At 47.6% G+C, this 19,981-nt stretch carries 18 protein-coding genes; 14 read left to right on the forward strand and 4 right to left on the reverse strand.

The window, feature by feature from the left end; genetic code table 11:
• The first annotated feature begins 206 nt into the window (after positions 1-206).
• A complete protein-coding gene (dprA, locus tag AC23N5_RS15425) occupies positions 207-1,304 on the forward strand; it encodes a DNA-processing protein DprA (RefSeq protein WP_487756277.1) in 1,098 nt (365 codons plus the stop codon).
• On the opposite strand, the gene AC23N5_RS15430 is transcribed toward dprA, so the two are convergent.
• The 4 genes from AC23N5_RS15430 to AC23N5_RS15445 are packed head-to-tail and all read right to left on the reverse strand — an operon-like array spanning position 1,301 to position 7,645.
• A complete protein-coding gene (locus AC23N5_RS15430) occupies positions 1,301-1,846 on the reverse strand; it encodes a hypothetical protein (RefSeq protein ID WP_183979178.1) in 546 nt (181 codons plus the stop codon). The two genes, dprA and AC23N5_RS15430, sit on opposite strands and share 4 nt — an antisense overlap.
• Complete coding sequence (locus tag AC23N5_RS15435; protein ID WP_487756278.1) at positions 1,846-2,988, reverse strand: efflux RND transporter periplasmic adaptor subunit; 1,143 nt, start codon at positions 2,986-2,988, stop codon at positions 1,846-1,848. Before AC23N5_RS15435 ends, AC23N5_RS15430 begins: the two co-directional genes overlap by 1 nt.
• Positions 2,985-6,212, reverse strand: coding sequence for an efflux RND transporter permease subunit (locus AC23N5_RS15440; protein WP_487756279.1), 3,228 nt, complete (start codon positions 6,210-6,212; stop codon positions 2,985-2,987). The genes AC23N5_RS15435 and AC23N5_RS15440 overlap by 4 nt, the downstream gene beginning before the upstream one ends.
• A 20-nt stretch (positions 6,213-6,232) precedes the next feature.
• Entirely contained in the window at positions 6,233-7,645 is a 1,413-nt protein-coding gene (locus tag AC23N5_RS15445) for a TolC family protein (protein ID WP_487756280.1), read from the reverse strand.
• 235 nt (positions 7,646-7,880) lie between these two features.
• On the opposite strand from AC23N5_RS15445, the gene AC23N5_RS15450 reads away from it, so the two are divergent.
• From AC23N5_RS15450 to hypF, 13 genes are all read left to right on the forward strand, one after another.
• Complete coding sequence (locus AC23N5_RS15450) at positions 7,881-8,558, forward strand: response regulator transcription factor (protein ID WP_183979184.1); 678 nt, start codon at positions 7,881-7,883, stop codon at positions 8,556-8,558.
• On the forward strand, positions 8,555-9,811 hold the full coding sequence (locus AC23N5_RS15455; RefSeq protein ID WP_487756281.1) for a sensor histidine kinase: 1,257 nt from the start codon (positions 8,555-8,557) through the stop codon (positions 9,809-9,811). The genes AC23N5_RS15450 and AC23N5_RS15455 overlap by 4 nt, the downstream gene beginning before the upstream one ends.
• Before the next feature lie 35 nt (positions 9,812-9,846).
• The gene (locus AC23N5_RS15460) at positions 9,847-10,206 is read left to right on the forward strand and encodes a hypothetical protein (protein WP_183979186.1); all 360 of its coding nucleotides are present in this window, start codon (positions 9,847-9,849) and stop codon (positions 10,204-10,206) included.
• Between the two features lie 20 nt (positions 10,207-10,226).
• A complete protein-coding gene (locus AC23N5_RS15465; RefSeq protein ID WP_183979187.1) occupies positions 10,227-10,847 on the forward strand; it encodes a TetR/AcrR family transcriptional regulator in 621 nt (206 codons plus the stop codon).
• A gap of 211 nt (positions 10,848-11,058) precedes the next feature.
• Positions 11,059-12,042 (forward strand): NADH-quinone oxidoreductase subunit B family protein, encoded by a 984-nt coding sequence (locus AC23N5_RS15470; protein ID WP_183979189.1) that lies wholly within the window; start codon positions 11,059-11,061, stop codon positions 12,040-12,042.
• Positions 12,043-12,086: 44 nt separating this feature from the next.
• Complete coding sequence (locus AC23N5_RS15475) at positions 12,087-13,679, forward strand: nickel-dependent hydrogenase large subunit (protein ID WP_028526813.1); 1,593 nt, start codon at positions 12,087-12,089, stop codon at positions 13,677-13,679.
• 120 nt (positions 13,680-13,799) lie between these two features.
• Positions 13,800-14,291 (forward strand): hydrogenase maturation protease, encoded by a 492-nt coding sequence (locus AC23N5_RS15480; RefSeq protein ID WP_183979191.1) that lies wholly within the window; start codon positions 13,800-13,802, stop codon positions 14,289-14,291.
• Positions 14,275-14,583, forward strand: coding sequence for a hypothetical protein (locus AC23N5_RS15485; protein WP_487756282.1), 309 nt, complete (start codon positions 14,275-14,277; stop codon positions 14,581-14,583). Before AC23N5_RS15480 ends, AC23N5_RS15485 begins: the two co-directional genes overlap by 17 nt.
• Positions 14,580-14,906: a hypothetical protein gene (locus AC23N5_RS15490; RefSeq protein WP_183979196.1), complete on the forward strand. Its 327-nt coding sequence runs from the start codon at positions 14,580-14,582 to the stop codon at positions 14,904-14,906. The genes AC23N5_RS15485 and AC23N5_RS15490 overlap by 4 nt, the downstream gene beginning before the upstream one ends.
• On the forward strand, positions 14,881-16,395 hold the full coding sequence (locus AC23N5_RS15495) for a hypothetical protein (protein WP_487756283.1): 1,515 nt from the start codon (positions 14,881-14,883) through the stop codon (positions 16,393-16,395). The genes AC23N5_RS15490 and AC23N5_RS15495 overlap by 26 nt, the downstream gene beginning before the upstream one ends.
• 130 nt (positions 16,396-16,525) lie before the next feature.
• Entirely contained in the window at positions 16,526-16,867 is a 342-nt protein-coding gene (locus AC23N5_RS15500) for a hydrogenase maturation nickel metallochaperone HypA/HybF (RefSeq protein WP_183979200.1), read from the forward strand.
• Positions 16,868-16,872: 5 nt separating this feature from the next.
• A complete protein-coding gene (hypB, locus tag AC23N5_RS15505; protein WP_183979203.1) occupies positions 16,873-17,586 on the forward strand; it encodes a hydrogenase nickel incorporation protein HypB in 714 nt (237 codons plus the stop codon).
• 7 nt (positions 17,587-17,593) lie between these two features.
• Positions 17,594-19,960 carry a carbamoyltransferase HypF gene (hypF, locus tag AC23N5_RS15510; RefSeq protein WP_487756284.1) on the forward strand — a complete coding sequence of 789 codons (2,367 nt, stop codon included), beginning with the start codon at positions 17,594-17,596 and terminating at the stop codon, positions 19,958-19,960.
• Positions 19,961-19,981: the final 21 nt, after the last annotated feature.

The following is a 19,981-nucleotide window of genomic DNA, read 5'->3' on the forward strand; positions in this document are numbered from 1 at the left end:
GACTTTCAATCTGCGGGTAATAGTAAAAGAAACTTAGCTTACAGTGTATTTAACCCGCTTTTTTTATTCAACAAATAAGCCATTTCAAAAAGAAAATAAGCCATTTCATAAAACATTTCAGCCATTTCGTTAAATATACCCGCACAAAAACTAACCCAACAAAGTCCCCCTCGTCCAATGAAAAACAGGTATAACTTCCTTCTTTCATGTCAGACGAAAAAATCTACCAACTTGCGCTTCATTTGACCAACGGCCTTGGCAGTGTCCTCATTCGGCAATTGATTGCCCACTTCGGAAGTGCCCAAAAAATCTTTCAAGCCAACCTCAAAAGCCTAACGAGGGTCAATGGAATTGGGGAAGCAACGGCGCGAATAATACTCCAAAAAGAAGGCATTCGAGAAGCAGAAAATGAGCTCAAAAAACTAGCATCCGTCGATGGGAAGTTACTTTTTTATACTGACCCCGAATTTCCAACGCGTTTCAAATCGCTCTACGACGCCCCTGTGTTACTGTACGGGAAGGGGAATTTCAACCTCAACGAAGGTCGGTTTGTAGGGGTGGTCGGAACCCGCAAAGCAACCGATTATGGCAAAAATACCTGCGAGCAGATTGTGGAAGGATTGGCCAACAAAGGAGTGACGATTGTGAGTGGATTGGCCTATGGCATCGACATCGCGACGCACCGCGCTTGTGTCAAGCTCCGCGTGCCCACCCTCGGAGCCATGGCCACGGGGATTGACCTTATTTACCCTTCAACTCACGCCAAAACCGCCCAAGAAATGCAGGTCAATGGGGGAATTTTGACGGAATATCCGTTAGGTACCAAGCCTGATTTTATGCGTTTTCCTGCCCGAAACCGCATTATTGCAGGCTTATCTGATGCCATTATTGTCGTAGAAGCAGCCGAAAAAGGAGGCGCACTCATCACGGCCGAATACGCCAACAATTACAACCGCGACGTGTTTGCCGTTCCAGGCAACCTCTCCAATTCGTATTCTACGGGTTGCAATCAGCTCATTCGCACGCACAAGGCACAGATTTTTACGGGCGTGGACGATTTGATGGATGCCCTCAGTTGGCTTCCAGATGGTACTGCCTCCACCACTCCTCCCCCTCTTCCCGAGCATTTTACCCAAGTCGAAAGCACCATCGTGTCGCTTCTGCGCCAAAAGGGAGAAATGCAGATTGACGAACTCGCGTGGGAAAGCCAAATTCATTTGGGAAAGTTGTCCCCACTTTTGCTAAATTTAGAACTGCAAGGATACCTCCGAAGCTTGCCAGGCAAGAAGTTTGCCTTAGCCTAACGTACCTTGTAAGTGACGGTCGAATGAGGAGTTTGGCAATAATTATAGGCATCCAAAAGCTGCAACGACCCTTTGCTATTGGTTTTTAACCAACTTTTAGTGGGCAGTTGTTGGAGTAAATCCAGCATACATTCGTCGGTCGCAAACGCCTTTTTTAAGTTACGTGCGCTCAAATACAGCAGTTCTTCGTTGGGAGTAGTACTGAAGAAATACTCATCTGTACTACCTTCACCAAAATTATGCCGACAATAAATCGTCATACCGTCAGATTGAACCACTTCATAAAACTGATCAAGGTATAATCGGTATCGTTTCCCATTTTTTTCTTCGTATCCCCATACTTTATTGGCATTTATTTGCTGCTTTTTGCCCGACAAAGTTTTCACAACTACTCGTTGCGATTGCCAACGCAGCTGCACCGCCCGAAGCTCGGGATGAACTTGGGTATCGTTCTCTTCGCGATAAATCAGGCGGTAGTGCGTTGGCGCGCAACTTTGGGAAACTACTAACAAAAGTGTGAACAGAAGGGCGGGATAACGCATTATTTTTTGCTTATTTTAATAGATTGTCCATTACGGATTTCTTCGGACGCTTTGCGCACAATGGTTTCTTTGGAATGAATCCCTCCAAATACTTCAACCAAACTATCGAGCACATTGCCTTTTTCCACGGGCACCCACTCGGCTTTATTGTCATTTACCCGAATCACAAACGTTTTTTCGGTCGAACTTACCACCGACGTTTTAGGCACAAATAGTGTGGACATCGTCCGCTCCACGGGCAATTTCACTTCGGCATACATGCCAGATTTCAACAAATTGCGTTGGTTGTTAAAATCAAACTCGGCCATCATTGAGCGATTGGCTTCCACCAAACTTTGCGCACTCCGCGCCAAGTTTGCGTTGAAAGTTTGTTCAGGAATGGCATTGACCGTAAACGACACCGAACTCTTGTCAGGAAGCTGATTGGCATAGCTTTCGGGAATGGCTACCGTCAGACGCAACGTTCGACTATCTTCCAGCACAAACAGCGGTTTGCCGTTGCTGTCGCCCGCCCCTACCAACGCCCCCGCGCTGATGTTCCGCTCCGTAATAATGCCATCAAAGGGCGCGGTAATGGTTAAGTATTGACGCAATTCGGTCTTGGTTTGGTACGTCGAACGACTCGCTTGGACATTTCCCTTGGCCACACTTACCATCGCACTGTCGGCCAGCATTTTTGCTTGGGCTTGTTCGAGTTCATGCGGCGAGACGGCACCTTCTACTTTGTTGGTTTGCAAAAGCCGTTGGTAGGTTTGTTTGCTCGCGCGAAAACGCGCTGTTTGTTCAATCAAAACGGCTTCTTGTGCCTGTACGTGTGCTTGCGCTTGGCTCACTTCCGACAGCACTTCGGGCGCATCCAACTGCGCCAAAACTTGTCCTTTGCGCACCCACGACCCGCGATCTACTTGCACCGCCCGTACAAAACCTTTCACTTTGGCATACAAGCTCACTCGGTTCCAAGGTTTCAGTTCACCTGGTAGCACAATGTTTTTCTCAGGACGCATTTCCAGTACCTCCACCACTTCTACTTGCTGGGTTTCAGGCGCGGTGCTTTTCTTTTTTTCTTCACTGGCTTCGGTAGAACAGGCAGTAATAGCTGCCCCCGCCACCAATGGCGCTAAGAGGGTCCGATACGATTTCATATAGTTGGGGTCAACGAGGATTTGTAATAGTTGCTTTCAGGATCTTCAGGGTCAAGCGATACCGACTGGGTAGTGGCGGTGTGCTGAAATTGCGTAAATACGCAAGGCAAAATGAGCAAAGCCGCGAGCGTGGAGGCTATCAGCCCGCCAATAACGGCTTGTCCCAAAGGAGCAATTTGGTCGCCCCCTTCTCCAAAGCCCGACGCCATCGGAAGCATCCCCGCAATCATCGCAATACTGGTCATCAAAATGGGACGAATACGGCTGTTAGCGGCCAACATCACCGCTTTACGGCTATCGCCAAGGGTCAAGCGAAGGTTTTCGGCATTGGTCACCATCAAGATGGCATTGGCTACGGATACTCCTACCGACATAATTAAGCCCATGTACGACTGGAGATTGAGCGTTGCTCCGCAAGCCAACAACATCAGCAACGACCCCGCTACCACGGCAGGAATGGCCGATAAAATCACGAGTGACAGTTTGAACGACTGGTAATTGGCCGCCAAAAGCAAGAAAATAATCACAATCGCGACCAGCAAACCCGTTTGAAGACTGGTGAGGGTGTCGCCCAGCAATTTGGTTTGGCCACGCATGTCCACCTGCACGCCGCGCGGTGGTTCACCTGCTTCTTTGATGGCTTTGAGTACGGCTTTTTGGGCCGAGCCTAAGTCTTTGTTGTGCAAATTGGCCGTGATTGTCACCAAGCGGTTAGGCCCTGCGCGGTCGTATTGACCTGGGGCCGTCTCCTCCGAAAAAGTAGCCACGTCCGACAATAAAGGGTGCATGGCTCCGCTACGCAACGGAATGTTCCCGATGTCTTCGGGGGTGGTCATTTTATATTCGGGAATTTGTACCTGCACCTGATACGCCAATCCTTTCGAGTCATCGAGCCAAAGGTTTTTATCGGTAAAACGGCTGGACGAAGTCGCTGCCACCATCGAACGAGCAATTTGGGTAGAAGTCACGCCCAATTGCCCCGCACGCTCGCGGTCGAGGGTGACTTTCAAAATAGGGTACGCCAGCGGTTGCGCAATTTTCACGTCGCGTAAAAAAGGAATTCGCTTCATCTCGTCCTGAATTTTTCCCGCAAAACGCCCTGCTTCTTTTAAATCTTTGGCCGCTACCGTCACCTCAATGGGCGTTGCCGAACCTTGACTCATAATTTTATCAACCAACTCAATGGGCTCAAACGACACCTTGGCCGCAGGTAATTCTTTACGAATTTTCTCTCGTAATTCTTCTTTCAGTTCGTCCATATTGACGTGGTGTGCCTCATTGAGCGATACTTGCATGACGGCTTCGTGCGGCCCGCTGTTGAACACAAAAATGTTGGAGGTGCCGTAACTTGAAGGAACTGTTCCGACGTAGGCCGACGAAATGGCAACGTTTTCTTCCCCAACCGTTGATTTTATAATGTCCAACACTTTGAGCGTAGCCAACTCCGTGCGCTCAACCCGCGTTCCATCTTGCACGCTCAGCCGCAACTGAAACTGATGGCTGTTGGCATGGGGTAAAATATCGGTTCCAATCCACAAAAAGCACAACACAATCACGCCCACGCTTCCCACCAAATAGCCCCCTACAACCCACTTACGGCCTCCTAAAGCGCGATTGAGCAAGGCAGAATAACGCTGTTTAAACTTCTCAAATCCTGTAGCTTTGGGGTCGGGATGTGTGCCTTCATAAATCACCGTTTGGGTTTCTTGGGCATCCAAGGCCAAGGTGGCAGGTTCGTGCGAAGGATGGCTTTTGAGCAGCCAATTGGCCAATACGGGCACAAACGTCTGCGACAAAATAAAGGAAGCAATCATGGCAAATCCCACCGACAACGACAACGGTAAGAACATCGACCGAGGCACGCCACTCATGACAAAAGCAGGCGCAAACACGGCCAATATCGCCATCAAAATGAGAAATTCGGGAAAAATAATTTCTTTACAGGCTTCCCAAATAGCCACTGCTTTGGGTTTGCCCATTTCGAGGTGCTGGTGAATATTTTCAATCGACACCGTGGCTTGGTCCACCAAAATCCCAACGGCCAACGCCAATCCCGACAAGGTCATGATGTTGATGGTTTGTCCTGCCAAATTCAATAAAATCACGGCCGACAATACCGAAATTGGAATGGTCACGACGACGATAATCACACTCCGCCAATCGCGCAGGAATAACAATACCATCAACCCCGTCAGCACTGCGCCCAAAATTCCTTCCGTTACGAGGCTTTTGAGGGCGTTTGTTACATACACCGACTGGTCAAACTCGTACGAAATCTTGACGTCTTCGGGGATAGAGTTTTGAAGTTCGGGGAGCGCTTTTTTGATGTTGTTCACCACGTCAAGCGTCGAAGCATCCGATTTTTTTACCACAGGAATATACACAGCGCGGCGGCCATTGACAAGGGCATAACTAACGGTCACGTCTGCGCCGTCTTCCACCGTGCCAATGTCACGCACAAAAACCGTTGGCCCCGCTCCTACGCGAATCGGGATGTCCAAAAAATCTTCGGGCTTTTTCACCAAAGAATTAACGGGCGTCATCAGCGTTTTTTCTCCCATCCGAATATTCCCTGCGGGCGAAATTTGGTTATTGGTCACAATCGCCTTGATGATTTCGTCGGGCGTCAATTGATAACTTCGTACCAATTGCGGATTTACTTTGATGATAATTGTGCGCTGGTTTCCTCCCAAAGGCGGCGGACTCGACACCCCAGGAATCCGCGAAAACATGGGGCGCACCCGCGACGAGGCAAAATCTTGAATTTCGTTGAGCGAACGGGTTTTACTTTCAAAAACCAACTGACCCACGGGCACCGAACTCGCATCAAAACGAACCACTTGCGGCGGCACCGTCCCCTCTGGCATATACGCTTTGGCCCGCGACACGTTGTTGGCCACCTCGGCGGCGGCTTGGGCCATGTCTGTGCCTGGATAAAATTGAAGGCGAATCAACGATAGCCCTTGAATGGTTTTTACTTCCACATCCCGAATCCCCGATACGTACAAAAAGTGGTCTTGGTAACGCGTAGCCATAAAACCATCCATTTGATCGGGAGCCATACCGCCGTATTGTTGCACCACATAAATGGTCGGCAAATCCAAATTGGGAAAAATATCAACAGGAATAGTGAACAATGACATCACCGAAAAAAACAGGATGCCAAACACGCCCACTACCACTGAAATGGGTTTCCGCAAGGCAGAACGAATGAGTTGATACATACTTCTATGGTGCGTTTGATTTACTTAACTTGATTCATAAACAGGGACAAATCGCCTTCGGCGGCGGCTTTCAACAGTAAAAAGCGCCACGCATTGCTGGTTGCCACGTAGCCGTCGATTTCGGCGCGGTTGAGCGTCACAAAGCTTTGAAACAACGTCGGCAAATCCGTTAGTCCACTTTGGTAACGGGCCTTGGCTTGGTTGTAGGCTTGCTGGGCGGCTTTGAGTTGAATAGGCGCTTGTTTGGCCAATTCCAGCCCCATTGTCAGTTGCGTATCGGCCTCCTGGTTTTGGCGATTGATGCGCAGCGATTGCTCGTTGTACAAATACCTAAAACGGTCTATCTGCCACTGTTCACTTTTATATTCTTGCCTCACCCTCAGCATGTTTGTTATGCTCCACCGTGCGGCAACGCCCACCAAATAGTTGGAAACTTGATAGCCCAACCCACGGCTAAAGCTAAAATCGGCGACATCGCTTACATCAGCGGCATTTGACACCCCCGAACCCCGCGCCCAAGCAGCCCCTACCAGCGAAATGAACGGTAGTCCCGAACGTTTGATGGCATTGCTGCGCGCCACCGAAAGGCTAAGTTGGGTTTGGAAAAGTTTTAAAACAGGATTTTTGGGTGAAAGTGAATCCGAAAGAAACGTAGTTTGGGGAAGTGTACGATAAAACCCAAGGCTGTCCACCTGAAGATTTTTTTGAACCTCACCCACCAGTTCCGAAAGGCGCAATCGCTGAACTTGTGCCCGCTGCTGGCTTTCTAGCAACGACAACCGCGCCCGAACTGCCTCTGCCGTGGCCAAGGAACTATCGACCGCCGCGCGCATCCCCGACTGTACGCCTGCGTCGATCACCCGCTTGAAGGTCAGGGCGCGGTCGAGGTTAGTGCGCTGTACCTCAACCAGTTTTTGCTGAATGAGAAGTAACAAATACGCATCAATCACCCGAATTTGGTGTTGAAAAAGTTCATTTTCGTAGTCCGCTTGCGCCCGCTTCCAATCTGCCTGAGCGACCTCCACGTTGGCTTTTACCCTGCCAAAATTGACAACTCGCCAGTCAATAACAGCACTCACAAAACTCCCCGTGGTGGGTTGATAGACAGGCTCTGGGCGAATCCCCCCAGAAGTAGAAATGGTCGTGCCTTCGTTTGGAAAAAACGAACCGTGGATACTGTTGTTGGTCGAAAAGGTATATTGGTCTTGCACCACGATGGAAGGCAAGTACTCCGTTTTTGCCAATTGCACTCGTCGTTCTATACTTTTGGCTTCGGCCTGCTTTGCTTTCAAAAAAGGGTAATTTTGAACACCTTGCTCCATGGCTTGCGACAGCGAAAGTGTTTGTGCTTGCCCAGAAAACCCTTGGCTCACCAGCAATACCAACCCAAAAACCTGGCTCAACGGCCGAATGTAGCTAATACCTTTTTTCATAGAAACCAACGTAGTGGAAGTGCGGTTATCAGTAATAGCTCACAAAACAATAGCCCAATTCTGGAAACATTTAGGAAAAATGGGAATCTAGGGCAAAAAACAGGTTGAGCGCATTAAAAAAAGTAACCTTGCTGAGGCTACTTTTTTTAATGCGCTCAACCTCGACAAAAAAGTACCTTGTCTAAATGTTTCCAGAATTGACTTCTACCTTTGTTTTGTTGAATCAAATACGTCTATGAAAGTACTGGTTGTTGAAGACGAAAAAGGATTGGCTGAAAGCATCAGCGAATACATGATCAAAGAAGGATTTGTGTGCGAAACCGCAGGCACCTTTTTGGAGGCCGACCAGCGGATTTATTTATACGACTACGATTGTGTTATTGTAGATTTGAACTTGCCCGACGGCAATGGGTTTCAACTGATTCAATCGCTCAAAAAAATGCTTACAACCACGGGCGTCATTATTATTTCGGCCCGCAATGCCCTAGAAGATAAAATCAAGGGGCTAGAAATTGGGTCGGACGACTACCTGACCAAGCCTTTTCATTTGTCTGAACTCAACGCCCGCGTCAAATCGCTGATTCGGCGCCGCAACTTTAGTGGACATACCGAAATTGAGTTTCACGAAATTTTGGTCCAACCTGCTTCCCGAAAAGTCTATGTAAAAGGGCAATTGGCCGTACTTTCGCGCAAAGAATACGATTTATTGCTATATTTCTTGTCGAACGTGGACGTGGTGCTCACCAAAGCATCCATTGCCGAACATTTGTGGGGGGACAACATCGACTCCGTTGACTCATTGGACATCGTTTACTCACACATCAAAAATCTTCGGCGAAAATTGCTCGAAAAAGGCTGTACCGACTACGTGCGTTCGGTTTATGGAATTGGCTATAAATTTGGGCTTTCGTGAAACTATTAACCAAAACCAACCGCATTTATCTAACATTCTCAACGGCCATTTATTTGTTTGCGGGACTGGCCTTCTACCAAGTCATTAAAATCCTTATTTATGATGAAGTAGAAAACCGCTTGAAGGTCGAAAAACGTGACTTTGAGCAATACCTCAAAATCCACGACAACTGGTCGAGTGGCTATTTTGTCGAAAACAAAATCGAAGTCTCGCCCGTCACTGGCCCCATCCAAGCTGCGGAGTTTTTTACGGACACCCTGATGCGTAGCCGTTACGAAGACGAACTTACGCCTTTTCGGCAACTTACGTTTTATGCCACCATCGGTGGTGTGGTGCGTGAAGTCACCATTCGTAAATCGCTCATTCAAACCTTCCGACTGATTGAAATCATCACCGCAACCATGGTGGTTTGCCTGGTGCTGTTGTTGATAGGGACTTTTTGGTTTCAGGGAAAATCTTCGGGGCGAATCTGGCATCCGTTTTACGAAACCCTTTCACGGATGAAAAACTTTGACCTCACCCACGAAAAACCTTTGCAGTTGGACAAGCCCGAAATTGACGAATTTGAAGAATTGAACGAGGTATTCCGAAAAATGGGCGAAAAAATGCAACACGACTACCGAAGCCTCAAGGAGTTTACCGAAAATGCCTCGCACGAAATCCAAACGCCATTGGCACTCATCAATGCCAAAGTCGAACAGTTGATTCAACACGCCAAACTTTCCGAAACCCAAACCCACTTGATTGAAGATATTTACCAAGCCTCGCGGCGCATGGCTCGGCTCAATCAAGGGCTGTTGCTTTTGGCAAAAATTGAAAATCACCAGTTTACGACGAACCACACCATCAATTTGACCGAATTGCTGGTCAACAAGTTGGGCGATATGGAAGAAATGATACACTACAAACAATTGGAAGTCCAGCTCGAAAACGATACTCCTTTTGTGGTAGAATTACCGCCCGCTTTGGCCGAAACTTTGGTTAATAATTTGGTCAACAATGCCATCAAACACAACCACGCTCAAGGACAGATTCGGTTACATTCGACGCCCGAACAAATCTGCCTCAGTAATACGGGACATGCACTGGTAAGCCCTCCCGAGCGCTTGTTTGAACGCTTTAAAAAAGAAGGCACAGGCCCCGACTCGGTAGGGCTTGGCTTGGCCATCATCAAAGAAATTTGTACCAATTACAACTTACAAATCAACTACACCGTCGGTGATGGATGGCATCAGTTTTGTATCTCTTCCTAAGATTTTTCTATCTTTGACTCACCAACGCGCCAAAGATGAAATCCTATTTTCGCATCGACGAAGTTACGTACTCCCATTTATTGGGCAGGCTCAACGACCTGCACGTGACCGATAAGCGCGGTACGCTCCCTGATTTTACTTTTTTTCATAAAGACGAATGGCTCGCCGACACGGCCGTCATCGAGGAACTCGCGCGACACAAAGGCGAATGGCAGGTTAATTTGGTCTTTGCCCATACCACCAACCCGATGCGGTTTATCCGCCGACAAATCACTTCGTATTCGTGCCCGCGTAAGGCATCCTTGTTTGCGTCTTTGATGCGCCGACTGGCGGCAAAAGACCAGCGCGGTACGCAGGCAATCAGTATAAATGATATATTTGTAGCACAGAACTGAGCATCATCGCACGAGTTATCATGCACAATACCAAAGAAAAAATCGTACTAGCTTCCATAAAGCTCTTCAATGAGCATGGGGTGGCAAGTGTCAGGCTTCAACAAATAGCCGATGAAACGGGTATTAGCGTCGGTAATTTGGCCTACCATTTTCGCAACAAAGAGGCCATTGTCTCTTCTGTTTACGAAAAACTATTTGATGAATTTCGGCAACTTCTCAGTACGTACCTTCTCACACCTTCTTTTGCCGATTTCGACGGGCAGATGGCAGGCTATTTTGAATTTTTCAAAACCTACCGTTTTTACATTACCGATTTGTTTTCTGCCGAACATCCCCTGCCCGACATTCAAGCCGAATGGGAGATGTTTATGAACAAAATGATTTTGCAAATCAAAAACCGTATCGACTTCCACGTCAGTCGAGGCGAGCTCCTTCCCGAATCGTCGCAAGGAACGTACTACCTCATTTCAGAGTCGATTTGGATGACGCTGGTTTTTTGGATTCCTCAACAAACCCTACGCCGTAAACCCGTCACGGAAGGGCGCTATCGGACAGCCGTGTGGAACCATTTAAAACCTTACTTTACTCAAAAAGGCTTAGATACCTTTGAGCTCATATCTCCCGTCCTTTCTCAAAATTAATCTTCAAATCCTGACCAATGTCATGTCTTTGCAGTAGTACATCTGCTACTTTGTGAAGCACATGTACCTACCGATATTTAGGTTTATTCTAAATTAGAAAAAAATTTCTAAATTTAATTAGAAAATATTTTCTAAAAAGTCGGAAGTGGTTATATTTGTTCACTTTTTAGTACAATTTTAGCAAACCAAAACCCTTAAGCTATTTTTTCTTATGGCAAATGTACTATGGCTGCAAGGAGGCGCGTGCAGTGGCAATACCATGTCATTCTTAAATGCCGAAGAGCCTACGGTGGTTGACCTCGTCACCGATTTCGGCGTCAATATTCTCTGGCACCCTTCCATTGGGCTTGAGATTGGTCACCAAGTGACCGAGCTACTCGACGACATCATCAAGGGAAAAGTGCAATGCGACATTTTGGTATATGAAGGAAGTATCATCAAAGGCCCTAAAAATACAGGCACGATGAACTACTTCTGCGACCGCCCCATGAAGGACTGGGTAAAGGAGTTATCGGAAGTAGCGGGTTTTGTGGTAGCCATTGGCGACTGCGCCACCTGGGGCGGAATTCCCGCCGTGGAACCCAACCCCAGCGAATCGACGGGCGTACAGTTTTTGCGCAAAGAAAAAGGTGGCTTTTTGGGGGCTAATTACAAATCAAAAGGTGGTTTGCCCGTCATCAACATCCCTGGCTGTCCTGCTCACCCCGACTGGATTACGCAAATTTTGGTGGCCATCGCTACGGGTCGTATCGGGGATGTTTTATTAGACGACTACCACCGTCCCAAAACGTTCTTTACCGATTTTGTCCAAACGGGCTGTACCAACGTTGTCAATTTTGCCAATAAAGTGGATGGAGGTTTTGGAAAACGAGGCAACGGTTGCTTGTTCTACGAAGTGGGCTGCCGTGGGCCCATGACTCGGGCGAGTTGTAACAAAATATTGTGGAACCGTCAATCGAGTAAAACCCGCGCCAACCACCCCTGCTTAGGTTGTACTGAACCAGGCTTCCCGCACCACGATTTGGCCAAAGGAAGTGTCTTCAAAACCCTCAAGTATTTGGGCTTTTTGCCCCAAGACGTACCTGCGGGCAACTCCAAACTTGGCTACTACATGCGCGCTGGTTTTGAAAAAACAATGCACGCCGTGGAAGTCGGGCTTGGTATCGAAAAAGCCCACAGCCAAGGTTCTAAATAGTTTCCCCAAATCGCATTTTATCACTTCAATTTGAACACACTCCAATGGCAATCACCAAAGAACTAAATATATCCCCCGTAGGTCGGGTAGAAGGCGACCTCGACGTAAAAGTATATATGGAAGATGGCGTAGTGACCCGCGCCCACACGCAAGCGGCGATGTTCCGTGGTTTTGAGCAAATTATGGCGGGTAAAGACCCCCAATCGGGCTTGATTGTTACCCCTCGTATTTGTGGAATTTGCGGTGGTTCGCACTTGTACTGTGCTTCATCGGCTTTAGACACCGCTTGGGGCACCACCTTGCCGCCGAATGCCCTCTTGCTTCGTGCCTTGGGCCAAGCCACCGAAACCATCCAAAGTATTCCGCGTTGGTTTTACGCCATTTTTGCCACCGACTTGGCCAATAAAAAATTTGCGAACAAACCCCTTTACGCCGAAGTTGTGAAACGCTGGGCAGCGTATGTGGGTACTTCCTTCCAAAAGGGAGTCACCACGAGCGCGCTACCTGTGCAAGTGTATGCACTTTTTGGCGGTCAATGGCCGCACTCTAGCTACATGGTACCAGGCGGGGTGATGAGCGCCCCTACCCTCAAAGACATCACGCGGGCCCACGCTATCATGAACCAATTCCGCAAAGATTGGCTCGAAAGCATCTTTTTGGGCTGTTCGATTGAGCGTTACATGCAAATCAAAACGTGGGACGATTTGATGGAGTGGGTCGAAGAAAACGAATCGCAACGCAACTCCGACTTGGGCTTGTACATTCGGGCAGGGATTGAGTTTGGGCTCCATAAATTTGGACAAGGGGTAGGTAAATTTGTGGCGTTTGGTACCTATATTCACAAAGATTTGTGGAACCAGCCCAAAATTGAAACCCGTAATAACGCCGTGATTAGTCCTGGTGGTTTTTGGGACGGCAAAAAATACTATGAATTAGACCATTTGCAAGTGCAAGAGCACGTCAAGCACGCATGGTACGCCGATGTACCCGCCGCCCACCCTTGGGACGAACCATTGCCAACGCCACTGCCGTCGCAAAACTTGGCCGAAACCAACTTTAACGATAAATACAGCTGGTCGAAAGCACCGCGTTACATGAATTTTGCGGCCGAAGCTGGGCCTTTGTCGCGCGTGATTATGAATGCCAATCCTGCCAACAAAGCACACCAATTCCAAGACCCACTCTTCATGGATATTATGGAGAAAATGGGGCCAAGTGTGTTTACCCGCACGTTGGCACGCTTGCACGAAGCGCCTCGTTTGTACTTAATGATCGACGAATGGCTCCGTCAAGTGGACCTCAACGGCGACTTTTACATCAAACCCACCGAACGCGACGGCAAAGGTTGGGGAGCTACGGAAGCAGCGCGTGGGGCATTGGCACACTGGATTGAAATTGAAAACGGCGTCATCAAAAACTATCAAGTGATGGCTCCAACCACTTGGAACGTAGGCCCTAACGACGAAACGGGCAACCCTGGACCCATTGAGGCCGCCTTGGAAGGCACCGAAATCGAAGACCCGCATGACCCCGTAGAAGTAGGTTTGGTGGCTCGTTCGTTTGACTCGTGCTTGGTATGTACCGTTCACGCCCACGATGGCAAAAGTGGTCAGGAACTAGCGAAGTTTAAGTTGTAAATTATTTTTTAACCACAAAGGACTCAAAGAATCGCACAAAGTTCACAAAGAGAAAAATAACATTGTGTTCTTGGAGCTGCATCGTTGATTCCTTTGTGATGAACTTCTTTTGCATATCACATGAAAAAAACAGCGATAATGGGGTTTGGGAACCCGTGCCGAAGCGACGACGGAGTCGGCTGCTTTGTAATTGAACAACTCAAAAACCAATTCGCTGAAAATGAACAGGTAAGTTTATTTGACATGGGCACTTCAGCTTTTGAGGTGCTCTTTCACTTACAAGGTCACGAACGAATCATCGTGGTGGATGCCGTGGTCAATTCGGGAGAAACCCCAGGAACGTTGTATCGACTGCCTGCCTCCGAAATCAACGCACACATTCAGGATGACCCGATGGTGTTTTTGCACAGCTTAAAATGGGATCAAGCGCTGTCGTACGCCAAAAAAATCTTGCGCGAAGCCTACCCCGACGACATTCAGGTGTATTTGATTGCCGTGGACAACCTTCGGCTTGACATTGGTTTGAGTCAGCCCGTTCGTGAAGCAGGCGACCGCGTTGTTGCGTTGATTTTGAACGAATTGGAATTAGCTACGTATGACACTACAGCTTAAAAATGGGCATTTGATTCTGCCTGTGGCGTTGGTGCAGTCGGTGTTGGAAAACGAAGCGCAGGTCAATTGGGTCTATTATCCCGAGCGGCAAACCTTATTGTTGGCAGGAAAATCCAAGCAGTTTTTTGAAAAACTCCATAAAACGAATTGGCAAACGCTCAAAGACAAAAACTTACTTGGAGACAAAGCTTTTTACCTCCGTGGCTTGTTGCTTGATTTTGAGCTCGACGAGCACGACCGTGAACTAGCTTACGACATTACCCAAGTGGGCATTATCAACGTACGACTGTGAACCCATTTCCCGATTCTCGCGCAGGTTTTACCCTCAACATCCGAGGTTTGTACAGAGATTTAGAGGTACTTATCAACGACCGTTGGCTTCATTCGACCGAAGTACGTTACCGAATCGAAACCCGAAAAGGACGTTGGCATTTGACCATGGTCTATGTGTATGTTCAAAACCCATTTCAGTTTTTATGCCGAAGGCTCGACCATTACGATACCGAAGAAAAAGCTAAATTATACGCTCAATTGTTTCGGCGCGGAATGCAGCGCGACGCCCGAGGAACCCTTAAATCTAACGCTTTACATGTTTTCGATATTTGCCTCAATTGACCAACTCCCTGCTTTACAGGCCATTATTGACAGCGAATTTCGCCTCAACGAAGTCGTCAGTGTCAAAGAAATGCCTTCGATTGGGGAAGAAATCACGAACCGATTTTTGGTAATACGTGACCATGAAATTTTTATTCCGATTGATTGGGCCAACGAAGCTCCGCCCTTTCTTCTCCCTTATCCTCTGGAGTTTAGCACGCAAAATTTGTTGGCAGTGGTTTATACCAAACTCGGAAATTATGAGAAAGCGTACGAATTGGCCGAATTCAACCCGTTTCTTCTACGGGACATCGACACCCTCAACTGCCTCCAACACGGGGTGCAGGTGAGAATCACGGAGGAGCCGTTCACAAAGCTGCCGTCCTTTGAAATGTATCGGTATTGGCACAACACCGCCGTCATGGCTCACTATGGCGAATTGACGCACTTTGTGCATTACGTTACCATAAAGAAATACTACCAAAAAGCCCTCGAAGCGGCCCCCGATGATGAATGGCGGGCGTTTACGGGCAAACATTATGCCTCGCTCTTGTTAGACGCGGACGAATTGAGCGAAGCCGAGTGGCTAGTAAATCAATGCAGAGATACGGCCATTTCCGAAGATGCACAGTTTGAATTATTGGCGGTTCTTTGTGCGATTTGGATAAAGAAAATACAGGTGCCTTACGATACGGTGCTGCTCCAACAAATCAAAAATACGTTGGCCACTCTTGTCTCCTATTATGAACAACGACAAAACGGGGCACAAGCAGCTTTGTTACTCACAGATGCTTCTCAAATTGCTAATTTGACCGATAGTTTTGCCGAATCGTTGGGTTACATCAATCGAGCCATTGCGTTATTACGCCAAGAAGATATTCCCGAGCTGGTAGCCAATGCGCACTACCGAAAAGGGACACTGTTATACACATGGGCTCAAAATGGCAATCCGCAATTTTTGAAACCTGCCATGGAAGCCTACCAAGAAGCACTCAAACTATTTACCCGCGACAATGCGCCTGAGGTGTTTGCCGAAATTCATCACCATTTGGGCGTGATTTATTCCGAAATTCCTGACGAAGTCAAGAAAAAAGGGATTTGGGCGGCTGTTTCGGTAAGTTCTTTCAAAGAAGCACTCCGCTATTTTACCCGCGAAACCAATCCGTACGAATACGCGCGTATCTGCAACAGTTACGCCAATGCCCTCACCAAATACCCCGAAGCTGCCCAAAGCGACAACCACGCCAAAGCGCTGTCGTTTTATCGGGAGGCGTTGGACGTACGGACGGCGGCAGACTACCCGCACGAACGGGCATTGACCTTGCTCAATTTTTTAGAAATAGGCTGGTTTGTTCACCACGAAAACGAAGCAAGCGAAAAAGCGCTGTTGGAAGAAATGGAAAGCTACATTGCCGAACTACCCAAGTTGACTAGCGATGCATCGTTGTTGATAGAAGTAGCGCAGCACCAAGAAAAGTTGGAGAAATTAAGAACAGTAGTTGGTATATAAAATCTTAATAACCCCACGCTTTTACCTAAATCAACGCTAGTAATGGCTTTAGCCCTGACTTTTGAAGTCGAAAAAATAAGTCCTTCCAAGTTTTGAAAACTTGGAAGGGTCATACAAAACCGCTTGATAAATGCACGAAATATCATTGGTACGGAACATTTTCAGAACGTTGGAAGAAGAATTTCCCAACGACATGCAGCGCATTCGCGGGATTTATTTAAAAGCGGGACTTTTGTCTAATGTCCAGCCTATTTTGATGCAGAACGCGTTTCAGGCCGTTTTGGAAGACCAGCCCAAGTACAATAAAACCAGCTTACATGTCGAGGTTTTGTCCATTTTAATTCATTGCGACCTCTGTGGGCAAACTTCAGAAGTTGAACAATACCGCTTCGTGTGTAGTCACTGCGGGCGGCCAAGTCGAAACGTGATACAAGGAGAAGAATTACTCATCAGTAAAGTAGAATTTGACTAATAGCTATGCAAAAACCTAAATCAAACCAAGCCTCCGTCGGGTCGGTACAGTGCGAAAACACGACGCTTAACCTACTAAAAGTAAACGATTTTGTGGCCAAAGCCATCCGCGACCGACTGCCGAACATCTTGGTCATCAACGTTTGTTCGTCGCCTGGCAGTGGTAAAACCACCCTCATGCAAGAAACGGGCAAGCGGCTAAAAGGCAAGTTAAACATGGCCGTTTTGGTGGGTGACCCCGAAACCGAGCGCGATGCCATCCGTATGCGCGATGTGGGTATCAACGCCCTGCAAATTGTAACGGGCGGCATGTGCCACATTGAGGCGCAGATGATTTTCCAAGCCCTCGACCACATCGACCTCACAGGTACCGATGTGCTATTTATTGAAAATGTGGGCAATTTGGTTTGTCCAGCGGCTTTTGATTTGGGCGAAGACTACCGCGTAACGGTCTTGGCCTGTACCGAAGGCGACGACAAGCCCAAAAAATACCCTCGGATGTTTTTGACGAGCGAACTGCTCATCGTTTCCAAGTCTGACTTGTTGCCTTACGTTCCGTTTTCGGTGGAAGCGGTCACCAAAGACGCTCGCGACGTAAATCCTGACATCGAAGTACTTAGCATTTCGAGTTTGAAAGGCGACGGGATGGAAGCATGGTGCGATTGGTTGGTCGAACGGGTTCATGCAAAAAAAGAAAAAACCTCCGAAAAAGTAATGTAAAACAGTTATGTGGGTGGAGACTGCCGAAAATACAATCCAGCAAGTTGTTTCTCAAAAGTCAGTTTCTTTTGAAGAACAAACGTATGGTATTCGGCTCACGGGCATTGTGCAAGGGGTTGGGTTTCGGCCATTTGTTTATCAACTAGCCCATGAATGGGGGCTGACAGGGACAGTAAGCAACGGTCCCGAAGGCGTAAAAGTGGTTTTAACGACCGACCCAACTACGGCAAACCGTTTTTTAGAAACCCTTTTGGCCAATACCCCGCCCCAAGCTTTGGTAGAAAAATATGAGTTAGAGTCGCTCCCTTTTTGTTCCTTTCAAACGTTTAAAATCATTGAAAGTCAGGCTGGGAAACTTACCAATGGACTCAAACTTACCCCCGATTTTGCGATGTGTTCTTCCTGCCGAGCGGAACTACATGACCCACAAAACCGTCGTTTTCGGTATCCATTCATCACCTGCACCCAATGCGGTCCGCGCTATTCCATTCAGCGAGCAGTTCCCTACGACCGCGCCCAAACGACGATGCAGGTCTTTGAAATGTGTCCCGCCTGTTTGGACGAATACAACGACCCCAATCATCGTCGTTTTTACTCCCAAACCAATTCTTGTCCCACCTGCGGCATTCAATTGGGCTGGTACACGTGCCGACAAGCTACTGCGTATTCTTCCTCTTTTTTACACGATACCCATTGGATTTTAGACCGCGCCCATCGGGCCTTGAAAGCGGGAAAAATTGTGGCGGTGAAAGGAATTGGAGGGTATCTTTTGCTTTGTGATGCCACCAATGAAAGCGCAGTGGCAACCCTTCGCGAACGAAAACACCGACCCACCAAACCCTTTGCCGTCCTTTATCCAACATTAGGCGTTTTACAACGAGAAGCAACCGTCAGTGACCAAGAATCTGATGCTTTGTTGAGTTCAGTTGCGCCGATTGTGTTGGTTCGTCCACACACAACCACTTCCATTGCTCCGTCAGTCAATCCTGGCCTTACGCACTTAGGGGTTATGTTACCCTATGCTCCTTTGCTGGAGTTGATAGCACACGATTTTGGAAAACCATTGGTGGCAACGAGTGGCAACCGAAGTGGAAGTCCTATTATTTTCAAAGACGCTGACGCCTTGACCGAACTCAGTCAAGTCGCCGATTTCATCTTAAAGCACAACCGAGAAATTGTACTTCCCCAAGACGACTCTGTCTTACGGTTTTCGCCTTTTTTTGCCAAACAAATTGTACTCCGTCGCAGTCGAGGGCTAACGGGAAGCGTAAATGCCACTGGTCTTACCTCAACTACGTCTATCCAACTTTCGTTTGGCGCTTCTCAAAAAAGTACATTTACGCTCCTTGCCGCAGACAACCTGCATACAAGTCAGTATCTTGGTGATTTGGAAGACTGGGAAACCCAAACGCATTTTAAACATACCCTCCAGCACCTTGTAAAGGTATTTGATGTAGAACCTAACCGTTTTTCAGCCGATGCCCACCAAGGTTATTTTTCTACCCAACTAGCGCACGAATGGGCAAAAGTGACGAAGTCAACCCTTCAAAAAATTCAACATCACGTTGCGCACTTTGCCGCTGTTTTGGCAGAGCACCGACTCACCTCTTCTCCTGAACCCATCGCAGGAATTGTTTGGGATGGCACGGGATTAGGCTCCGACGGGCACAGCTGGGGCGGCGAGTTTTTTTTGTATTTTCCTAACCCTTCTCGTCCCTTGGGAGAAAACATCGAGCGAATAGCACATTTTGTGTATTTCGACTCGTTGGCGGGAGATAAAATGGCAGTAGAACCTCGATTGTCGGCTTTTTCATTGCTTTTTCCTGAAAAAGAAGAACTACTCAACAACAAGTTTTCGGAGAAAGAAAGCAGCTTTTACGCCAAACTTTTAGCCAAAAATACCCTAAAAACGTCCTCCGTTGGAAGACTATTTGACGCCGTCGCTAGTTTGTTAATCGACATTGATAAAACAAGCTACGAAGGAGAAGCCGCCCTCCAATTGGAGGAATTGGCCGAACGCTATTTTTTAAACCATGGACTTTTAGTCACGCAATACTATTCATTGAAAAATCTCAATTATCGGTTTATTTCTTCCAAAGAGCTGCTAGAAGCAATAGCCGAAGACATCTTCACGGGCGTTCCAGTAGATGAAATCGCGGCGAAATTTCATGTAACCCTCGTCAAAATTATAGAAAAATTTACCCAAGAAACAGGCGTCCAAAAAGTGGCTTTCAGCGGTGGTGTTTTCCAAAATGCGCTGTTGGTGGACCTTTGCATTGCGGTCTTGGGAAATACCCACGAGCTGTTTTTCCATCAACAATTTTCACCCAACGACGAATGTATTTCGTTTGGACAGGCTGTGTTAACTCCTTAATTATCAACCCCTCTCAACCTT

The organism is Runella sp. R5_40 (assembly GCF_057652295.1).

Coding starts and splice junctions, on each gene's coding strand:
- dprA (WP_487756277.1), top strand. CDS start 207: ATGTCAGACGAAAAAATCTACCAACTTGCGCTTCATTTGACCAACGGC.
- AC23N5_RS15430 (WP_183979178.1), bottom strand. CDS start 1,846: ATGCGTTATCCCGCCCTTCTGTTCACACTTTTGTTAGTAGTTTCCCAA.
- AC23N5_RS15435 (WP_487756278.1), bottom strand. CDS start 2,988: ATGAAATCGTATCGGACCCTCTTAGCGCCATTGGTGGCGGGGGCAGCT.
- AC23N5_RS15440 (WP_487756279.1), bottom strand. CDS start 6,212: ATGTATCAACTCATTCGTTCTGCCTTGCGGAAACCCATTTCAGTGGTA.
- AC23N5_RS15445 (WP_487756280.1), bottom strand. CDS start 7,645: ATGAAAAAAGGTATTAGCTACATTCGGCCGTTGAGCCAGGTTTTTGGG.
- AC23N5_RS15450 (WP_183979184.1), top strand. CDS start 7,881: ATGAAAGTACTGGTTGTTGAAGACGAAAAAGGATTGGCTGAAAGCATC.
- AC23N5_RS15460 (WP_183979186.1), top strand. CDS start 9,847: ATGAAATCCTATTTTCGCATCGACGAAGTTACGTACTCCCATTTATTG.
- AC23N5_RS15465 (WP_183979187.1), top strand. CDS start 10,227: ATGCACAATACCAAAGAAAAAATCGTACTAGCTTCCATAAAGCTCTTC.
- AC23N5_RS15470 (WP_183979189.1), top strand. CDS start 11,059: ATGGCAAATGTACTATGGCTGCAAGGAGGCGCGTGCAGTGGCAATACC.
- AC23N5_RS15475 (WP_028526813.1), top strand. CDS start 12,087: ATGGCAATCACCAAAGAACTAAATATATCCCCCGTAGGTCGGGTAGAA.
- AC23N5_RS15480 (WP_183979191.1), top strand. CDS start 13,800: ATGAAAAAAACAGCGATAATGGGGTTTGGGAACCCGTGCCGAAGCGAC.
- AC23N5_RS15485 (WP_487756282.1), top strand. CDS start 14,275: ATGACACTACAGCTTAAAAATGGGCATTTGATTCTGCCTGTGGCGTTG.
- AC23N5_RS15495 (WP_487756283.1), top strand. CDS start 14,881: ATGTTTTCGATATTTGCCTCAATTGACCAACTCCCTGCTTTACAGGCC.
- AC23N5_RS15500 (WP_183979200.1), top strand. CDS start 16,526: ATGCACGAAATATCATTGGTACGGAACATTTTCAGAACGTTGGAAGAA.
- hypB (WP_183979203.1), top strand. CDS start 16,873: ATGCAAAAACCTAAATCAAACCAAGCCTCCGTCGGGTCGGTACAGTGC.
- hypF (WP_487756284.1), top strand. CDS start 17,594: ATGTGGGTGGAGACTGCCGAAAATACAATCCAGCAAGTTGTTTCTCAA.